Annotated in this window: 20 protein-coding genes; 14 read left to right on the top strand and 6 right to left on the bottom strand. The window is 36.5% G+C overall.

Annotated elements, in window-relative coordinates; genetic code table 11:
- The first annotated feature begins 59 nt into the window (after positions 1 to 59).
- The 13 genes from CVS95_RS02235 (at position 60) to mrdA (ending at position 11,677) form a co-directional block, all read left to right on the top strand.
- Positions 60 to 935, top strand: a complete 876-nt coding sequence (locus CVS95_RS02235; RefSeq protein ID WP_107695926.1) for an NAD(+) kinase — start codon at positions 60 to 62, stop codon at positions 933 to 935.
- On the top strand, positions 928 to 2,448 hold the full coding sequence (locus CVS95_RS02230; protein ID WP_199906328.1) for an AAA family ATPase: 1,521 nt from the start codon (positions 928 to 930) through the stop codon (positions 2,446 to 2,448). The genes CVS95_RS02235 and CVS95_RS02230 overlap by 8 nt, the downstream gene beginning before the upstream one ends.
- An 88-nt stretch (positions 2,449 to 2,536) precedes the next feature.
- Positions 2,537 to 3,793, top strand: coding sequence for a diguanylate cyclase (locus CVS95_RS02225; RefSeq protein ID WP_107695424.1), 1,257 nt, complete (start codon positions 2,537 to 2,539; stop codon positions 3,791 to 3,793).
- Complete coding sequence (locus CVS95_RS02220) at positions 3,790 to 4,575, top strand: TatD family hydrolase (protein ID WP_107695423.1); 786 nt, start codon at positions 3,790 to 3,792, stop codon at positions 4,573 to 4,575. The genes CVS95_RS02225 and CVS95_RS02220 overlap by 4 nt, the downstream gene beginning before the upstream one ends.
- A 64-nt stretch (positions 4,576 to 4,639) precedes the next feature.
- Positions 4,640 to 5,851 carry a lytic transglycosylase domain-containing protein gene (locus CVS95_RS02215; RefSeq protein ID WP_107695422.1) on the top strand — a complete coding sequence of 404 codons (1,212 nt, stop codon included), beginning with the start codon at positions 4,640 to 4,642 and terminating at the stop codon, positions 5,849 to 5,851.
- Entirely contained in the window at positions 5,838 to 6,695 is an 858-nt protein-coding gene (locus tag CVS95_RS02210; protein ID WP_107695421.1) for a septal ring lytic transglycosylase RlpA family protein, read from the top strand. Before CVS95_RS02215 ends, CVS95_RS02210 begins: the two co-directional genes overlap by 14 nt.
- 15 nt (positions 6,696 to 6,710) lie before the next feature.
- A complete protein-coding gene (gene hisB, locus CVS95_RS02205; protein WP_187422133.1) occupies positions 6,711 to 7,286 on the top strand; it encodes an imidazoleglycerol-phosphate dehydratase HisB in 576 nt (191 codons plus the stop codon).
- Positions 7,283 to 7,771 (top strand): KdsC family phosphatase, encoded by a 489-nt coding sequence (locus CVS95_RS02200; protein ID WP_103604770.1) that lies wholly within the window; start codon positions 7,283 to 7,285, stop codon positions 7,769 to 7,771. Before hisB ends, CVS95_RS02200 begins: the two co-directional genes overlap by 4 nt.
- Complete coding sequence (locus CVS95_RS02195) at positions 7,750 to 8,289, top strand: LPS export ABC transporter periplasmic protein LptC (RefSeq protein WP_234399987.1); 540 nt, start codon at positions 7,750 to 7,752, stop codon at positions 8,287 to 8,289. The genes CVS95_RS02200 and CVS95_RS02195 overlap by 22 nt, the downstream gene beginning before the upstream one ends.
- Complete coding sequence (gene lptA, locus CVS95_RS02190; protein WP_107695418.1) at positions 8,262 to 8,738, top strand: lipopolysaccharide transport periplasmic protein LptA; 477 nt, start codon at positions 8,262 to 8,264, stop codon at positions 8,736 to 8,738. Before CVS95_RS02195 ends, lptA begins: the two co-directional genes overlap by 28 nt.
- Positions 8,735 to 9,349, top strand: coding sequence for a ribosome biogenesis GTP-binding protein YihA/YsxC (yihA, locus tag CVS95_RS02185; protein ID WP_107695417.1), 615 nt, complete (start codon positions 8,735 to 8,737; stop codon positions 9,347 to 9,349). Before lptA ends, yihA begins: the two co-directional genes overlap by 4 nt.
- 1 nt (position 9,350) lies before the next feature.
- On the top strand, positions 9,351 to 9,842 hold the full coding sequence (locus CVS95_RS02180; protein ID WP_107695924.1) for a hypothetical protein: 492 nt from the start codon (positions 9,351 to 9,353) through the stop codon (positions 9,840 to 9,842).
- The gene (mrdA, locus tag CVS95_RS02175) at positions 9,839 to 11,677 is read left to right on the top strand and encodes a penicillin-binding protein 2 (protein WP_107695416.1); all 1,839 of its coding nucleotides are present in this window, start codon (positions 9,839 to 9,841) and stop codon (positions 11,675 to 11,677) included. Before CVS95_RS02180 ends, mrdA begins: the two co-directional genes overlap by 4 nt.
- A 277-nt stretch (positions 11,678 to 11,954) precedes the next feature.
- On the opposite strand, the gene queC is transcribed toward mrdA, so the two are convergent.
- Positions 11,955 to 12,677, bottom strand: coding sequence for a 7-cyano-7-deazaguanine synthase QueC (queC, locus tag CVS95_RS02170; RefSeq protein ID WP_265094514.1), 723 nt, complete (start codon positions 12,675 to 12,677; stop codon positions 11,955 to 11,957).
- A 25-nt stretch (positions 12,678 to 12,702) separates the two neighbouring features.
- Here queC and ybeY point away from each other — a divergent pair, with 25 nt between their 5' ends.
- Positions 12,703 to 13,149 (top strand): rRNA maturation RNase YbeY, encoded by a 447-nt coding sequence (ybeY, locus tag CVS95_RS02165; RefSeq protein WP_072594784.1) that lies wholly within the window; start codon positions 12,703 to 12,705, stop codon positions 13,147 to 13,149.
- Here the strand turns inward: ybeY and CVS95_RS02160 are convergent.
- The 5 genes from CVS95_RS02160 to mobB are packed head-to-tail and all read right to left on the bottom strand — an operon-like array spanning position 13,138 to position 17,620.
- Positions 13,138 to 14,121, bottom strand: coding sequence for a ferrochelatase (locus tag CVS95_RS02160; protein ID WP_103579555.1), 984 nt, complete (start codon positions 14,119 to 14,121; stop codon positions 13,138 to 13,140). The genes ybeY and CVS95_RS02160 overlap by 12 nt on opposite strands.
- On the bottom strand, positions 14,122 to 16,044 hold the full coding sequence (gene metG, locus CVS95_RS02155; protein WP_107695414.1) for a methionine--tRNA ligase: 1,923 nt from the start codon (positions 16,042 to 16,044) through the stop codon (positions 14,122 to 14,124). It abuts the gene before it with no gap.
- 15 nt (positions 16,045 to 16,059) lie between these two features.
- Complete coding sequence (locus CVS95_RS02150; RefSeq protein ID WP_107695413.1) at positions 16,060 to 16,278, bottom strand: hypothetical protein; 219 nt, start codon at positions 16,276 to 16,278, stop codon at positions 16,060 to 16,062.
- Positions 16,278 to 17,141, bottom strand: a complete 864-nt coding sequence (locus CVS95_RS02145) for a class 1 fructose-bisphosphatase (RefSeq protein ID WP_232524612.1) — start codon at positions 17,139 to 17,141, stop codon at positions 16,278 to 16,280. Before CVS95_RS02145 ends, CVS95_RS02150 begins: the two co-directional genes overlap by 1 nt.
- Positions 17,141 to 17,620: a molybdopterin-guanine dinucleotide biosynthesis protein B gene (mobB, locus tag CVS95_RS02140; protein WP_084040860.1), complete on the bottom strand. Its 480-nt coding sequence runs from the start codon at positions 17,618 to 17,620 to the stop codon at positions 17,141 to 17,143. Before mobB ends, CVS95_RS02145 begins: the two co-directional genes overlap by 1 nt.
- Between the last annotated feature and the right edge of the window lie 49 nt (positions 17,621 to 17,669).

Genomic DNA, 17,669 nt, shown 5'->3' with positions numbered 1-17,669 from the left:
ATAATCGCTTTTTTCTTTTGAAAAGCTTTGTTAAAATAAAATATGTTACAATCATTTACATGAAAAATGAACAAAAATTTAATACTTTTTGCACAAAAAAAGTAGGACTTATTGCTAAAGATTATCCATTATTTAGGCAAGATTTAGAAAAATTAGAAAAAATTTTAAAAAAGTATAACGCAGAAATTTTGCTTGAAAAAAATTGTGCTAAGCGTATAGAAAAAAGTGGTTTTGAGCTTATAAAATTAGCTAAAGAGTGCGAATTTTTAATTACGCTTGGCGGAGATGGCACGATCATTTCAACTTGTAGAAAGCTAGCCCACATCTCGCCACTTGTCCTTGGCATACACGCTGGTAGACTCGGATTTCTAACTGACATAATGATTAATGAGAGTGAGAAATTTTTTAAAGACTTTTTTGATGGTAAATTTGAGGTAGAAATGCCTTTTATGCTCGATGTCACGCTTCACAAAAATGATGGCAAAACTGAGCAAAAAATAGCATTTAACGATGCAGTCATCGTTAGTAAAAATGGCGGTTCGATGACACATATCGAGGCACTTTTAAATGAAAAATATTTTAATTCATATTTTGGAGACGGCGTTATAGTAGCGACACCTGCTGGAACCACGGCATATAACATGAGCGCAAATGGCCCTATTATCTATCCATTAAGCGAAGTTTTTACAGTAACTCCTATCTGCTCGCACTCACTCACGCAGCGTCCAGTAGTGCTTACCAAAAATCACACGGTTAAATTTAGAACAAATAGCGATGCGATTTTGGTACTTGACGGACAAGATAGATTTGATATGAGTAAAATTTCAGCCGTCAGCATGAGCCTCAGCGACAAAAAAGCTAGGCTGATACGCCATATTGGCAGGGATTATTTTCAAATTTTAAAAGAGAAACTTCACTGGGGTTATAATGATTGATCGAATTTTGATTAAAGATTATCTAAATTTTAAAAATGTCGAGCTAAATTTTAAAGAGGGCCTTAGCGTATTTACGGGTGTTAGTGGCGCTGGTAAGTCGGTGCTAATGAGCGCAATAATGGCTGTTTTTGGGCTAAAAGATAGCGAGGCAAGGCTCATTGAGGCTGACGTGGAGCATAAATTTGAGCTTGATGAGTTTGGCATAGAAAACGAAGAGGTCAATATTTTCAAGCTTTTAAAAGATAAAAGCACGAGATATTTTATAAACCAACAAGCCATCTCAAAGAAAAATTTAGCCCAAGTGGCGCGCGAGCACATCAAATATCTCTCGGCAAAAGAGGCAAATGAATTTGAAAATGAGAAATTTCTAAATTTGCTTGATAGGCTAGAAATTTCAAAAAATGAGAAATTTAAAGAGATAAAGCAGGAATTTGAAGAAGCGTTTTTGGAATTTTCTAAAATTTCAAAAGAGCTAGCCACTATAAAAGAGGAAGAGAAAAAGGTCGAGGAGCTAAAGGAGCTTGCTAGCTTTGAGATCGAGAAGATAAGAAGTGTTGGGCCTAAAAAAGGTGAGTTTGAAGAGCTTATGGAGACTAAAAAGAGGCTTAGTAAAAAGGATAAGATAAATGAGGCGTGGGCTAGGGCTGAGCGGATATTTGAGCTAGAGCACAGCGTAAATGAGGCGCTAAGCATCAGCGACCTTGACAATGGCTTTTTTGAAGATGCAATGAACGAGCTAAGGGTCGCAAGAGATAGCCTAAATATGGAGGAGCTTGACGATATCGACGTGGAGAGCGTGCTTGATAGGATAGAGGCTCTTAATGCTATCATTAGAAGATACGGCAGCGAGGAAGAGGCATTAGAAGCGCTTGATAAAAAGGAAAAAGAGCTTGCCAGATATGAAAATTTAAGCTTTGAAAAGAGCGAGCTAGAGAAGAAATTTGAAATTTTAAGCAAAAAGGCAAATGAGCTAGCTAGCATCTTAAGCAAGGCAAGGAGCGTAAATTTAAAAGAGCTTGAGAGTATGATAAATTCATATTTAAAAGAGCTTTATATGCCAGATATTACGCTGAGTATTGAGGCTAAAAAGCTTGATATTTTGGGCGTTGATGAGATTTGTCTAAATTTAAATGAGACTTCGCTTAAAAATTTAAGCTCAGGCGAGCTAAACCGCCTAAGACTGGCCTTCATAGCTGCCTCTAGCGAGATCACAAAAACTGGCGGTGATGTCATTATTTTAGATGAAATAGATGCAAATTTAAGCGGAAAAGAGGCGATGAGTATCGCAAATGTTTTGCTTAAGCTTGCAAATTTTTATCAAATTTTTGCCATTTCACATCAGCCGCAGCTCAGCTCAAAGGCAAATTCACACTTTTTAGTGGAGCGTCATGGAGAAAACTCGGTCGTAAGTGAGCTTGATAAAGATGAACGAGTGAGCGAATTAGCACGTATGATAAGCGGTGAGCACATAAGTGAAGAGGCAATAAATTTTGCGAAAGGGCTTTTAAAGTAGCTTAATTTAAATTATTAATTTAAGCTTTATAAATAAATTTATTTGATAAAATCGCCACTAATTTGATAAAAATTTTTGTAGGAATAATATGGAAAGAATCCTTGTAGTTGATGATAATAAGGCATTAGCAAAGCTGATTGTTATGCAAATGGAAAAGACTATTGATGAGATGGCAATTGATGTCGCATATAGTTTTGCCGAGGCTCAAATGCTAATTAATGAGCATGATAAAGATTATTTTATGACTATTTTGGATTTAAATTTGCCAGATGCTCCAAATGGCGAGATCGTTGATTATGCACTTTCCAAAGGACTTTCAGCTATTGTTTTAACAGGTAGCATTGATGATGAAACAAGGCAAAATTTTATAAATAAAGATATTGTTGATTATGTTTATAAAGGGAATATGGACGATATCAACTATATCTTTCAAATGATAAATAGACTGAGTAAAAATAGACAATACAAGGTTTTGGTAGTTGAAGACTCGCTTCCTTTTAGAAATATGATAAAAAAGATATTAACTAGCCTTCAGTTTAAAGTTTTGGCTGCAGCTCATGGCGAAGAGGCAATGAGTTATTTTGCAGATAATCCTGATATAAATCTTATAATAACTGATTATAGAATGCCAGTCAAAGATGGCCTTGAAGTTTTAAAAGAGGTTAGAAAAGAAAAAGATAAAAATAGTCTTGGCGTAATCGTTATGACATCTCCTAGCGAAAAGACTGACGCATCAATATTTTTAAAAAATGGTGCGAGTGATTTTATAGCAAAACCATTTTCAAAAGAAGAGCTAATATGTCGTGTCAATAATACGATTGAAGCGATGGAAAATATAAATAAGATAGCAAATTTTGCAAATCGTGACTTCTTGACTGGGGTTTATAATAGAAGATTTTTTTATTCCGACGTGGAAGAGTATATCCAAGCAGCTGAAGAGACCAATGAGCCTTATGCTTTTGCAATGATTGATGTTGATTATTTTAAGAAGATAAATGATACATATGGCCATGATGGTGGAGATAAGGTACTAAAATCAATCGCAAAAATTTTAAATGACAATACAAAAGGAAGTGACATCGTTGCTAGATTTGGTGGCGAAGAGTTTTGCGTTGTGCTTAAAAAGATAAGCCAAGAAGAAGCTGTTAAATTTTTTGTAAATTTACGAGCCAAAGTGGCTGAAAATGAAGTAGTTATAAAAAAACAAAAAATAAGAGTGACCATATCTATAGGTGTATCTTTTGGCAATGGGCATTGTGAGATAGATGATATGCTTGAAGCTTGCGATTCGGCACTTTACACCGCAAAAGAAAATGGTAGAAATAGAGTAGAAATAGGTTTATGATTATAGATACGCATTGTCATTTGGATAGTAAAATTTACGATCCTGACCTTGATAAAATTTTAGATGAAGCTAGAAATTTAGGGCTAAAAGGCTTTATTATCCCAGGGGCTGATATCAATGATTTACCAAAAGCAGTTAAAATATCGCACGAAAACAGCGATATTTTCTTTGCTGCTGGAGTTCATCCATATGATAAAGAGAGTTTTAGCATTGAACTTTTAAGAAATTTTGCTAAAGATGAAAAGTGTGTGGCGATTGGCGAATGCGGTCTTGACTACTTTCGCTTACCAAAAGATGAAAATGAAAAGATAAAAGAAAAAGAGGATCAAAAACGTATTTTTTTAGCTCAACTTGATTTAGCTGTTGAGTTAAAAAAACCCGTTATTCTTCACATTAGGGAGGCTAATGAGGACTCTTTTAGTATCTTAAAAGAGTATGCACCAAAGCTTGAAGCTGGAGCGATTTTGCATTGTTATAATGCTTCGCCACTTCTTTTAGAGCTTTGTAAATTTGGGAATTTTTACTTTGGTATAGGCGGTGTTTTAACATTTAAAAATGCTAAAAATTTAGTCGAAATTTTGCCAAAAATCCCATTTGATAGGATAGTTATTGAAACTGACGCTCCTTATCTCACGCCAGAACCAAATCGCGGCAAGAGAAATGAGCCGGCGTTTACGACATTTGTTGCTAAAAAGATAGCTGAAATTTTAAACCTTGAGTTTGAAGTTGTTTGTGAAAAAACTTCAAATAATGCCAAAAGGTTGTTTAAGTGCTTTGCTTAAATTTTGAGCGTTGCACTTGTTTAAGATGCTAGCATCTTAAGTTTTGACACGAAAAAGGATAGAAATGAAAGCAATGCTTAAAATATTTTTAATGTTTGCATGTAGTACCTTGCTACTAGCAAATACACCTGAAAAAAGCTCATACGATACTCAGGTAAAAATTTTAAAAGAGCTGGACATTGATGCTAGCTTTATGAAGACTTCTCACTATGCAAAGATGAGACAAGGTATCAAACAATCACAACTTGAAACATTTACAGAAGCTCTAAAAAATGGTTATATGTATATACCAATGGTAAAAGATCAGATCAAAAAATCAGGCGTACCTGAGTCATTCTTTTATCTAGCTATGATAGAATCAGGCTTTTCAAATCACACAGTCTCAAATGCAAAAGCTACTGGCATGTGGCAGTTTATGGAGCAAACGGCTAGACTTCATGGTTTAAAAGTGGGTCAATATGTAGATGAGAGAAAAGATCCCGTAGAGTCTACTATTGCAGCAACAAATTATCTAAAGTCGCTTAAAAATCAATTTGGCAAATGGTATCTAGCAGCTATGGCCTATAACTGCGGCGATGGTGCGTTAAAAAGAGCTATACAAAAAGCTGGTACAGATGACCTTGTAACGCTTCTTGACGCGGAGAAAAAATACCTTCCAGCCGAAACTAGAAATTTTGTTATTAAAATTTTAAGAGCAGCATATACCGCAAAAGACGCGGACTTCTTAATGTCTAAGGATTCATCTTTATTAAACATAAATGGTGGCCTTAAGCTTGTAAAAGTAAAAGTTCCAGGCGGTACAAATTTGGCTCAAATAGGCGATAGTATCGGTCTTAGTACAAAAAAGATGAAAAATAACAACCCGCATTTAAAATTTGTATTTACTCCACCAACTCTAAAAGATTATTATGTTTATATCCCTGAAAACAAAAAACAACTTTTTGCAGAAAATTTCAAGCCATTTAATGGTAAAAATAATTTTTATGCCTATGTCGTAAAAAAAGGCGAAACACTACTTTCTATCTCTAAAAAAACAGGTGTTAGCCATAGAGCGATCAAAGACTACAACGAGCTTAGCACAAATGCCGTAAGCTATAATCAAAAACTAATTATTCCATTTTCCGCACAAAATAAATCTCAAAACTATATAGTCCAAACTGGTGATACGATAGCTTCTTTATCTAAGAAATTTAATGTGAGCGAAAAAGATTTAAAAGATGCAAATTCTTTTGCTAGTTCAAATTTAAATGTTGGAGCAAATATTGTCATACCATAAGAGCCTAAAATTTTATATAGGACTAAGTTTTACTCTTCTAGTTACTGGTTGCTCTTGGAATGGGGCACCATTTACACCAAGTGGCCCAACTAATGTAAAGGGCAATAACTCAGCTTCTATCCAAAAAGCAACAATGAGGCCTTACACGATAAATGGCAAAACATACTACCCAACCGTTGTAAGCGTTGGTGATAAGGCAAGTGGTACGGCAAGCTGGTATGGTCCAAATTTTCATGGCAAAACAACCTCAAACGGCGAAATCTATAATATGTACAACATGACTGCAGCACACAAAACTTTGCCGATGAATACGATCCTTAAAGTAACAAATTTAAGAAATCAAAAAAGCGTCATTGTTCGCGTAAATGATCGTGGACCTTTTGTGGCTGATAGAGTTTTAGACCTTTCAAAGGCGGCTGCAACTAAACTTGATATTATCGGTACAGGCACAGCTCCAGTCAGTATGGAAGTCATAGGCTTTAATGAAGATATAAATGCTGTTGCAAGCATTAATACTCAAGCAAAACCAACAAGTACTGGCATAAAAGTGCCAAATCCAGTCTCTCCAACAGCTCCAACTGGAGGCATTATTATTTCGTCAGAGCAACGAGTCGTAGGTGGAGATTTTATGGTGCAAATTGGCTCATTTAAAAACCTTGAGGGCGCAAACAGATATCAAAGAGAGCATCAAAGCATAGATGGCTATAAGTCGGTAGTTAAGACATTTACTATAGATGGATCTACCATTTATAGAGTATTTTTAAATGGCTTTAGAAGTGAGGACGAGGCCAGGGATTATGCAAGAAGCGGTAAATTCCAAGGTGCATTTATAGTAAGAGGTTAGGGCGTGAGAGAAGAAATTTTAGAACTAACTAGAAATACAAAAGAGACACAAATCTCAATGAAACTTAAAATTTATGGCTCTGGTGTTGCAAAGATAGATACTGGCATTGGTTTTTTTGACCATATGCTTGAAGCTTTTACAAAGCATTCTTTGCTCGATCTTGAAATTTCATGCAAGGGCGATACCCATGTTGATTTTCATCATAGCGTTGAGGATGTCGGCATAGTTTTGGGTCAGCTTTTAAAAGAGGCCTTGTATCCTGTAAGTGGCGTTGAGAGATTTGGCGAAGCAAGCGTTGTTATGGATGAGGCAGCTGTTTTTTGTGCGCTAGATCTTAGCAACAGAGCCTACCTTGTCTATGAAAATTTTAATGAAAATGCCAAAGTTGGCGAGTTTGACACTGAGCTTGTGGAGGAGTTTTTTAGGGCAGTTGCTATAAATTCAGCCATCACGCTTCATCTAAATCAAATTCGCGGTAAAAACACTCACCACATCATCGAAGCAACGTTTAAATCATTTGCCGTTGCACTTCGTAGAGCACTTGCTAAAAACGCAAGGATAGGCACACCAAGCACAAAGGGTGTTTTATGATAGAGATTATTTTTTTAGATATTGATGGGTGCCTAACTGATGGCAAGATCATCTACAATGCAAATGGTGAAGAGCTTAAATTTTTTGATGTAAAAGATGGCTACGCGATAGAAAGCTGGCTAAAACTTGGCAAAAAAGTAGCTATCATCACTGGCAGAAAGTCAGCCATCGTTGAGCGAAGAGCTGAAGATCTAAAGATAAATCACGTCTATCAAGGTGTTGGTGATAAATTTGAAGTGGCGAGTGAGATATTAAAATTTGAAGGGCTTAGCTTTAAAAACGCAGCAGCTATCGGCGATGACTACAATGACTATAAAATTTTAAATGCAGTTGCTTGGAGCTTTAAGCCAAAAGATGCGATAAAAGAGCTTGACGTAAAGACAAAGTTAAAGCACAAAGGTGGCAATGGCGCGGTTAGAGAGATGATCGAGCTTATTATAAAATCAGAAAATTTATATGACGAGTGGTCGAAGCGTTGGTTGTAAAAATTTTCTACTTCGTCGTGGCAATTTTTAGTGTCGTGATGATATTTTTGGCAGCTCAAGATCCATACCTTGCAAATGTTTTAAAGATCGATACAAAGATATCAAATATGCAGATAAATGATGTGATAGATTATGAGATAAATTCCACGAAAATAAGCGGAGTCTACGAGGCTGATGAGCTAAATAGATACAATGATAAAGATGAATTTTTGAGTTTTAAAGCAAAAATTTTAAGAGGAAATTTAAAACATTTTCTAAGCTCAGACAAAGCAATCTCACAAAATGACGAAATCATTTTTCAAAAGAATGCGAACTATGAAAACAACGATAGTTTGAGATTTATAAGTGACGAAGTGATATATGGAACAAAAACAAAAATAGTAAGATCTGAAGCAAATTTCACGCTCATAAGAAATAATGATAAGGCACTGGGTGAGAGTGGAAGCTATGATCTTGGCAAAAAACAAATGCAGGTAAAAGGGTTAAGGGCATGGGTAGAAGAAAATCAGCGATTTTAGCGATGATATTGGGTTTTACATTTTTAAATGCAGAGCAAGTTGAAATCACATCAAATGATTTTTTTGCAGATGAGAATAAGCAAACTAGTGAATTTATAGGTAATGTAAATATCAAAAAGGGTTCATTTGATGAGCTTAAGGCAGATAAAGTGGTTGTCTATTTTGACAAAAAACGTCAACCTATAAAATATGTAGCCACTGGCAATGCTAGAGCTAAAATTTTTATAAAAGATAAGCACTACGACGGCAAAGGCAATACTCTTATATACGAGCCAGCAAAACAGATCTATACTGTTAGTGGAAATGGCTATTTGCATGAGGTAGAAACTGATAAAAATGTTTATGGTGAAAAGATCGTTGTCAATCAAAAAGATGGCACATATAGCGTAAACAGTGATGAGAAAAAACCTGTTAAATTTATCTTTCAGGTAGAGGAAAAAGATAAGTGATAAGGCCACTAAGTGCTAAATTTATCACATCAAGTCCAAGTATAAAAGAGGCTCCAAGCTTCGTAACAAGCGAAGTTGTCTTTTTGGGTAGATCAAATGTTGGTAAAAGCAGCCTCATAAATACACTTGTAAATCAAAAAAATCTAGCCAAAAGCTCATCGACACCAGGCAAAACTCAGCTTATAAATTTTTTTGAGGCCGAGTTTTGTGAGCAAAAAAATGAGCAGGAAGAAAAAGATAAATTTAAGCTCATTTTGGTTGATTTGCCAGGCTTTGGCTATGCAAAAGTGGCAAAGTCAAAGCATGATGAATGGCGTAAAAATTTAGATGAGTTTTTGAAATTTAGAAGCGATATAAGGCTTTTTATACATCTAATTGATGCTAGACATTTTGATTTAGATATAGACGTAAATGTGGATGCTTATCTAAAAAGCTTTTTAAGAGCTGATCAGAAAATTTTAAATTTATATACAAAAAGCGATAAGCTAAATCAAAGCCAAAAGAGTGCGGTAATGAAATTTGATCCAAGCGGCATCTTGGTCTCAACTCTTAATAAAAGTGGTATCGAAAAGGCTAGAGAAGCCATCATAAATAACGCTCTTGGTAGATAAAATGCAAACCATAAGCAGCTTAGATATTAAAATTTTTAAAGAATTTTGGTGGGCTGTTTTTTTATTCTCATATGAGATAGCAACTACGCAATTTGGTTTTTTGCCGCCACTCATTGGCATTTTTTTTACTTATATGATTTTGGAGTATTCAAGAAAACAAAAGCAATACGACGAGTTTAAGCACAATTGGTACTTTGCGATAATTTTTATAATATTTGGTGAGCAAATCCATGGATTTCATCTTTTTTCAACGATTATTGCATTTTTGCTTTTTTATAATTTTATTTTAGACTGGCTATATACCACGATGAAGTGGCGAAACTGCCTACTTATCATCTTTGTAACAGCTGGATATACTTTAACATTTCTTGTAAATAATCTATTTGCTTACGTTTTAAATGAGCAAAATTTAGCATTTTCGTCTGAATATCTATTTTTTATAGCATTTGAAAGTATCCTTGCTATCGTTCTTTTTAGGGATAAAGTGCTATGAGGATGCGCATCGTCTTTAGTGTGATCGCTCTTTTTTGGATTATACTTTTGGGACGAATTTATCACCTAAGCATCAACTCAAATACTTACTACAACGAGATTGCAGAACAAAACGCAATAAAGACTATTTATATTCCGCCAGTTAGGGGTATTATTTTCGACGCACATGATAAGCCAATGGCTGTTAATCGTCTTGGCTTTTCAGTATCCATTAGACCTCACTTAAGTGCTAATAAAAAGGTAAAAATTTTAGATGATGAGCTAGCTTACATTGGCTCGCTATTTAGCGATCTAAATGTTACAAAGCTTAAAAATGAATACATAAAAAATGACTCAGCTTACAACCAGGATTTTATAAATGTGGTCGAATTTATTGATTATGATAAATTTTTACCATTTTTTGCATCACTTTCTTTGCGTGAAAATTTAGAGATAAGGCCTGCTTCAAAACGCCACTATCCGTATAACGATCTGGCTTCTCACATCATCGGCTACGTTGGCAGGGCAAATCAAAAAGATATAGATAATGATCCTTTGACAAAACTTACAAACTACATCGGAAGAAGTGGTGTGGAGCGGTTTTATAATCCGATCTTACAAGGAATTCAAGGGTTTAAAAAGATAAAGGTAAATGCCTTAAATGAAGAGATCGAGCAGATAAACTATCAAGCGCCACAAAGTCAAAATATCAAGCTTGCAGTCGATCTTGAGCTTCAGCAGTTTATGGCTGATGTCTTTGGCAAGGACGCAGGAAGTGTCATAGTTATGAGTCTAAAAGACGGTGCTATCATAGCTGCTGGTAGCTTTCCAGAGTATGATCTAAATCCATTTGTACTTGGAATTTCTCAGCCTGAATGGGAAGAGCTTGTAAAAAACGTCGATCATCCTTTTACAAATAAGCTAATAAACGGCCTTTATCCGCCAGGTTCTGTCGTAAAAATGGGTATGGCGCTAGCGTTTTTGGATAATGGCATGAGTAAATACGATAGCTTTTTTTGTAGTGGCTCGTATGAGCTTGGAGGACGTAAATTTCGCTGCTGGAACTCTCACGGACATGGAAATGTTAATATGAATACGGCAATTAGAGAGAGCTGTGATGATTATTTTTATAAAGGTAGTCAAAAGATAGGGATCGACGCTATTGTGCCGATACTTGAGCGTATGGGATTTGGTAGAAAAACCGAGGTTGATTTGCCAAATGAGTTTGTGGGGACTTTGCCAAGTAGAGAGTGGAAGATGAGGAAGTATGGCAAAGCGTGGTTTCAAGGTGAGACCCTCATCACCTCTATCGGACAGGGAAATTTCTTGGTCACGCCTATGCAAGTGGCAAAATATACAGCAGGCCTTGCAACTGGGCTAAATGTGACTCCACATTTTTTAAAGAGCATTGATGGTAAGGATGTTGATTTTACACCAACAGACGATGCTTTTACGCCGTTTGAAAAATCACAGTTACCAGCCATTAGGCATGCAATGTACGAAGTGGCAAATCACCCAAGAGGTACGGCAAATAGGCATTTTATTGGAAGCCTAGTTAAAGTTGCTGCAAAGACCGGTACTGCTCAGGTCGTTGGAATTTCTCAAACCGAAAAGAAGCGTATGAAAGAAGAAGATATGGCGTATTTGCAAAGATCCCATGCATGGATGACTACATATGCGCCTTATGAAGATCCGCAATATGTCATTACAATGGTTATCGAGCATGGTGGCCATGGCGGAAGTGCGGCTGGGCCAAAAATCGCTCAAATTTATAATAAACTCGTTGAAATGGGATATATAAATTTAGAAAAAATCCAAAGCGATCAAAATAAAAAACAAGACAATAAGAAAAAATAAAGATCACTAAAAAGCTGTGGTGGTGACCACTTACTTAGAAATTTTTACCTTGTGCTTGGTGCGTTTTTGACTAAATTTATCAACTACTTTTTAATCTTCTTTATTAAATTTTGGCAAACTTGACTGAGAATTTATGTTTTTGGTAGCTAGCAAGAGTATAAGCGTTGATATATCTTTAAATTCGTTAAATGGTCTTACTTAATAAAATGTGGCAAATAGAAAAATATTAATTTCCAAAATTTTTAAATATAGTAAAATGCAGCAAATCAAGACATTTTTAGAGGCTCATAAGGAAAATTTTTGATTTTTTATATGCGATTTTATCAGTAGCGTTTGCCTTTTTAAAGCCATTTAGCCTTAACCTGCAGCTATCGCAAAGTCCGCATGCCTCGTCATCGCTTTCGTAACAGCTCCAAGTAAGCTCTAGTGGCGAGCCAAGCTCAAGCGACTTTGCTACGATGTCAGCCTTGCTTAAATTTACAAGTGGAGTAATTATCTCGCACGAAAAACTAGGCGATGTACCTAAATTTATAGCCTCGTTTATGCTTTTTATGAAGCTTTCTTTGCAGTCAGGATAGCCTGAACTATCTTCTTCTACGACTCCGATATAGATAGCTTGTGCATTTTCTTTTTCAGCAAGTGCGGCAGCGACCGAGATAAAAATGCCATTTCGAAAAGGTACATAGGTATTTGGTACGTCTTTTTCTACTCCATCTTTTCTTATTTGCAAGCTTTCATCAGTCAAAGAATTTCCGCCTATTTGGGCAATAAAGCTAACATCTAAACTTATCTTTTTTGCAATACCTAATCTCTCGCAAATTTCGTTAAATGCAAGTTTTTCACGTTTCATCGTTCTTTGGCCATAGTCAAAATGAAGTGCTACAATATCATATCCAGCCTTTTTTGCCATTACAGCACAAAGCGTACTATCCATACCGCCGCTCATTATACAAACTGCCTTTTTCATATTTTGCCTTTTATTTTTGCTAGAATTATACAAAAAGTTACTAAGGAAAGAGCCTAAAATGATACTTTGCGAAGAGAGCTATCCAAAAATTTTAGATGAAATTTGTGAGTATTTGACACTAGGAGAAATCGAGCTAGTTTTTGTTGATAAAGAAGAGATGAGAGAACTAAATAAAACTGAGCGGGGCATTGATAAAACGACAGATGTTTTAAGCTTTCCACTTGAGCTTGTCATTCACGCCCCACTTGGCTCAATCGTTATAAACAAAGATATGGTAAAAGAGAAAGCCACTGAGCTAAATCATAGTGAAGAGGCCGAAACCGCACTACTTTTTACACATGGATTACTTCATATCTTGGGATTTGATCATGAAAAAGATGATGGCGAAATGAGAGAAAAAGAGTGCGAGGTTATCAAGAAATTTGAGCTGCCTAAAAGTCTAATCGTAAGAAGCGAGGATGTTAGGCTAATTGATCTTATAAATAATAAAAACTTAAAAGAGTAGATTTTCTTCGGATGTTTTGTGAAGCTCTTCTAAAAGCTCCTCTTTTTGGCATAAAATCAATATATAGATAAAATTTTTAAGCTTTTTTATCTCGCTTAAATTTTTAAAGTAGATTGCGTTTTGTACTTTTAACAAAGAGCCTTCTGGCAAGCAAATTTTTATCTCATCAGGGCTAAATTTTTTATTTAAAAATATACTTTGGCTTATGAATAAATCTTCATCACTTTCAGTAATTATGGCTCTAAAGCTATTTCCAAAACTAGTAGGAATAAAATTTTTATCTATAAAAATCGGGTCAAAATGCCCGTGAATCCTACCTTCGTAAGGCTTAAATGAAATTTTATTGCTATCAAGAAATTTTAAAAGCCCATAAAACATCCCAGCAAAAACTCGTGGTATGTTTAAGTTTTGATAGTATGTTTGCTTAAAGACTGTGTTTGTAAAAAAGATCGAGCTTGGATTTATCTCGTGCATAGTTGTATCTGTGTAAATGGTCTCAAAAAGAGGCGATATTCGCTGAAGTGTTCTTGTATCATCGCCAAAAAAGATATCAAAGACTTTTGCGTGAAAAATTTGATTAAAAAGCTCAGTAATATTTTTTGACATGACGTGTGCGTTAGAGCCAAGCTTTGATTTTTCTAAAAAGTCATTTATAAAAGGATTTACGGCGCAAAATTTTAGATCTTTGTGAGTAGCCTCAAATCTCATGAGTTTTATCATGGCGGTCTGTAAGCTACTAACTTTTAAAAAGGCAATCTCTTTGTCGATAATTGGCACATTATCTTCGCTAATTATGGCGTATGCGCCTTGTTTAATCGCTGTTTCTATGTCGCTATCGTTTGCGTTTAAGCAAATATACGCAAAGCCACGTCTTACATGTTTTAGCTCGAAAACAAACTCGCTTACGCTAGTTATCGTCGGTGCGTTTAGAGCCTCGGCATTTATTAGGCGTGTTAAATTTTCTATTGTCATTTAGCCAACGATCGCGCCATTTTTAACTTTACCTTGCGTACCAAGAAGCGTTAGCGAGCCATCAGATGCGCTTAGGATCATGCCTTGTGAGACATATTTTTTCATCATCGTTCGCTCTTTTAAATTTGCTAAAACGCAAACTTGCTTGCCCACAAGCGAGCTAGGCTCGTAGTATTTAGCGATACCAGAAAGAATTTGACGTGGCTGCTCCTCGCCAAGATCTATCTTAAATTTAAGCAGCTTCTCACTACCCTCGACTCTCTCGCACTCTAGCACTTCACCTACTTTTATCACCACCTTTGCAAAGTCATCAATGCTAATGATTTCGTCCCCTTTTTTATTCTCTTTTGGCTCAGCTTTTACCTCAACCTTTGGCTCATTTGCCTCGCTCATTAGCTCTTTTTCTATTCTTGGGAAAAGTGGCTCGGTAGCTTTTGCCACAAAATTTGAAATTTCATTTTTCAAAACAAGGCTTTCATAAGATGCTGTGTCTATGCTAAAGCTAAGCGTGTCAGCTATCTTAGCACAAGTTTTTGGCATGGCTGGACTAAGTAGTATCGCTACTTTTGCAAGTAAATTTGCGCAAAGTGCCACAAGCGCGTTTGCCTCGTCAGTTTTGCCAGCTTTTACAAGTGACCATGGCTCATACTTCGCAACGGCTGCATTTGCAAGCGTTACGACCTTCCAAAGATCCTCTAAATAGCGGTTCGTCGCTAAATTTTCTAAATTTTTAATAGCCTCATCAAGGCAGCCTTTTGCTTCATCAAGCTCGGCTTTATGAAATTTGAGTACATCTTTTGAGTCGATTTTATAGTCGCTATACTTTGCACTCATGCCAACAATGCGGCTTAGCAGGTTGCCAAGTCCGTTGCCAAGTTCTGAGTTTATACGCTCAATCAAAGCCTTTTGGCTGTAATCGCCATCTTGTCCAAACGGCACCTCTCTAAGCAAAAAGTATCTGAAATTTTCAAGCCCATAAGCGTTTGCGACCTCTCTTGGGTTTATGACATTGCCCTTGCTTTTGCTCATTTTTTCACCATTTATAGTCCACCAGCCGTGAGCTGCTACGTGTTTTGGTAATGGTAAACCAAGGCTCATCAAAAATGCCGGCCAGTAAACTGCGTGAAAGCGTAAAATGTCCTTACCAACGATGTGAGTAGTGTATGGCCAAAGATCCATTCTAGCGTCATCTCTTGAATATCCTAGTGTTGTTAGGTAGTTTATAAGCGCGTCAAGCCAGACGTACATAACGTGCTTTTCATCGTTTGCGCTCTTTGGTAGCTTTATGCCCCAGTCAAAGCTCGTTCTGGTTACCGAAAGATCTTTTAGTCCACCTTTTACAAAGCTTACGACCTCGTTTTTCTTACCTTTTGGGATGACACAAAGCTCGTCATTTTCGTACCATTTTAAAAGTGCGTTTTCATATTTTGAAAGCTTGAAAAAGTAGCTCTCTTCTTTAACTAAAGACGTCACGCGGCCGCAGTCTGGACAGTGATTGTCTTCTAGTAGGTCTCTTTGGTTAAAAAAAGTTTCGCAACTAACGCAGTAAAAGCCTTCGTATTCGCCTTTGTAAATATCGCCATTTGCTTGCATCTTTTCAAAGACATTTTGTACGGTTTGCTTGTGCTCTTCGTCGGTTGTTCTTATAAAATGGTCGTAGCTTATCTCAAACTCATCCCAAAGTGATCTAAATTTTGCACTAATCTCGTCGGCGTACTCTTTTGGAGTCTTGCCTCTAGCACGAGCTGCTTGCTCGATCTTTTGTCCATGCTCGTCCGTGCCTGTCATAAAGTAAGTCTCTTTGCCTTGTAGGCGGTTAAATCTAGCAAGTGTATCAGCGATGATAGTCGTGTAGGCATGGCCAATGTGTGGCACGTCGTTTACATAGTATATTGGGGTCGTTATATAAGCTTTTTCTTTCATATTTTTCCTTTAATTTTAAAAATCAAATCCGCCATCGCTGCCAGTATTGCCTTTTGACATCGAGTTATAGCAGCTATTTACGTACTCTTTTCTTGTCTCGCAGTCAAAAAATACTTCGCAGTTAAAGCAGCTTTTTTGCCCTTTTTTGCTTTGGCACTCTTGCAAAATTTTTGCTTTTTGCTTTAAGGCTAGCTCAAATGCGTCAAGTGGCTCGTTTGCTTGTGTTTCTTGCATTATTTTTGCTCGTAAAATTTATGCAAAAGAGAAATTTCATCACGTGAGCCAAAAAAGCATGGCGTTGTTTGGTGAATTTTTTCTATTTTTATATCAAAAAGTGTTTGGTTTTTGCCGTTTGTCGTTGCGCCCTTTGCGTTTTCATATATGAAGGCAAATGGCAACACTTCAAAGACTACTCTTAGCTTACCATTTGGATAATCGCTCGTTGCTGGATAGCTAAAAAGGCCGCCACCTTTTAGCAAAATTTGATGCAAATCGCTCACCATCGCACCTGAGTATCTTAGTCTGTAGCCTTGGTTGAATAGCTCGTTTATAAAATTTCTATGCGTTTGGCTCCAGCCTTTTTGTGTGGCTCCCGTGGCATTTAGCTTGCCTTTTTCTTTTAGCTCAAGCTCTTTTATAAATTTAAACTCGCCCTCTTTGCCAAGTCTATAAAATTTAGGCAAAGCACCCTTTTTCTCAGCAATTACCAGCTCAAGTCTTGGGCCATAGATGCTGTAAGCTGCGGCTATTAAATTTTCTGGTTTTACCTCGTTTTCGTAGATGCCAAAGATTGAGCCAACGGCAAAATTTACATCAACTAGGCTTGAGCCATCAAGTGGATCATAAGCGATGATAAATTTAGCATTTTTATTGATCTCAAGCTCGTCCTCTTTCTCTTCACTAATTAGCGCTTTTACGCAGGCAAGCTCCTTAAATTTAGCTGTGATGATCTCGTCGCTTTTGACATCAAGCTTTAGCTGTGTGTCGCCGGTTGCGTTTTCGTGAGTTGTGTAGCCAAGATCGGCGTATTTTATCACTTCGCTTATCTCTTTTGCGATATCTTTTATGGTGTTAAAAATTTGGTTTAATTCTTGCATTATACAGCCTTTGCATTTTTGATTATCCACGCACAAATAGCGTCTATATCGTCTAAATTTATATTTTTTATCTCGTAAGGAATTTGTTTTTTGTATGTTGCGATCGCATCTGAAAAGCTAAGATATTTTTCATCTATTTCATCTTTAAAAACACTTAATCTTGGTAGTGGAAGCGTCTTTAAACCCTCGACTAAGAGCATATCAAACTCGCCTAGCATTTTAATGACATCGCTAATTTCTTGTGGATTTTGTGAGAAATAAGTTGTTCTAGTCGGACTCATCACCACCACATCTGCCCCAGTTTGTGAAAATTTAAAGCTATCCTTGCCTTCAACGTCAAATTTAGCCTTGTCGCCCGGGTCGTGTTTTACTATCGCGACTTTCAAACCATCGTCTATAAATTTCTTTGCAACTTTTAAAATAAGAGTTGTTTTTCCGCTATTTGAAGGGCCAGAAAAAGCGATAGCAAGTCTTTTCATAAGAACCTTTTTTGTTAAAATTTCTCGCGATTATAACTTATGTTGGCTT

This window comes from Campylobacter concisus (assembly GCF_003048905.1).
In the GTDB taxonomy this organism is placed as follows: domain Bacteria; phylum Campylobacterota; class Campylobacteria; order Campylobacterales; family Campylobacteraceae; genus Campylobacter_A; species Campylobacter_A concisus_V.
Note: the sequence above shows the minus strand (reverse complement) of the source record. Positions and strands in the feature narration are given on the sequence as shown.

Bases quoted from the DNA above. Each gene is read 5' to 3' on its own strand.
- CVS95_RS02235 (WP_107695926.1), top strand. From the start codon at position 60: ATGAAAAATGAACAAAAATTTAATACTTTTTGCACAAAAAAAGTAGGA.
- CVS95_RS02230 (WP_199906328.1), top strand. From the start codon at position 928: ATGATTGATCGAATTTTGATTAAAGATTATCTAAATTTTAAAAATGTC.
- CVS95_RS02225 (WP_107695424.1), top strand. From the start codon at position 2,537: ATGGAAAGAATCCTTGTAGTTGATGATAATAAGGCATTAGCAAAGCTG.
- CVS95_RS02220 (WP_107695423.1), top strand. From the start codon at position 3,790: ATGATTATAGATACGCATTGTCATTTGGATAGTAAAATTTACGATCCT.
- CVS95_RS02215 (WP_107695422.1), top strand. From the start codon at position 4,640: ATGAAAGCAATGCTTAAAATATTTTTAATGTTTGCATGTAGTACCTTG.
- CVS95_RS02200 (WP_103604770.1), top strand. From the start codon at position 7,283: ATGATAGAGATTATTTTTTTAGATATTGATGGGTGCCTAACTGATGGC.
- lptA (WP_107695418.1), top strand. From the start codon at position 8,262: ATGGGTAGAAGAAAATCAGCGATTTTAGCGATGATATTGGGTTTTACA.
- CVS95_RS02180 (WP_107695924.1), top strand. From the start codon at position 9,351: ATGCAAACCATAAGCAGCTTAGATATTAAAATTTTTAAAGAATTTTGG.
- mrdA (WP_107695416.1), top strand. From the start codon at position 9,839: ATGAGGATGCGCATCGTCTTTAGTGTGATCGCTCTTTTTTGGATTATA.
- ybeY (WP_072594784.1), top strand. From the start codon at position 12,703: ATGATACTTTGCGAAGAGAGCTATCCAAAAATTTTAGATGAAATTTGT.
- CVS95_RS02160 (WP_103579555.1), bottom strand. From the start codon at position 14,121: ATGACAATAGAAAATTTAACACGCCTAATAAATGCCGAGGCTCTAAAC.
- metG (WP_107695414.1), bottom strand. From the start codon at position 16,044: ATGAAAGAAAAAGCTTATATAACGACCCCAATATACTATGTAAACGAC.
- CVS95_RS02150 (WP_107695413.1), bottom strand. From the start codon at position 16,278: ATGCAAGAAACACAAGCAAACGAGCCACTTGACGCATTTGAGCTAGCC.
- CVS95_RS02145 (WP_232524612.1), bottom strand. From the start codon at position 17,141: ATGCAAGAATTAAACCAAATTTTTAACACCATAAAAGATATCGCAAAA.
- mobB (WP_084040860.1), bottom strand. From the start codon at position 17,620: ATGAAAAGACTTGCTATCGCTTTTTCTGGCCCTTCAAATAGCGGAAAA.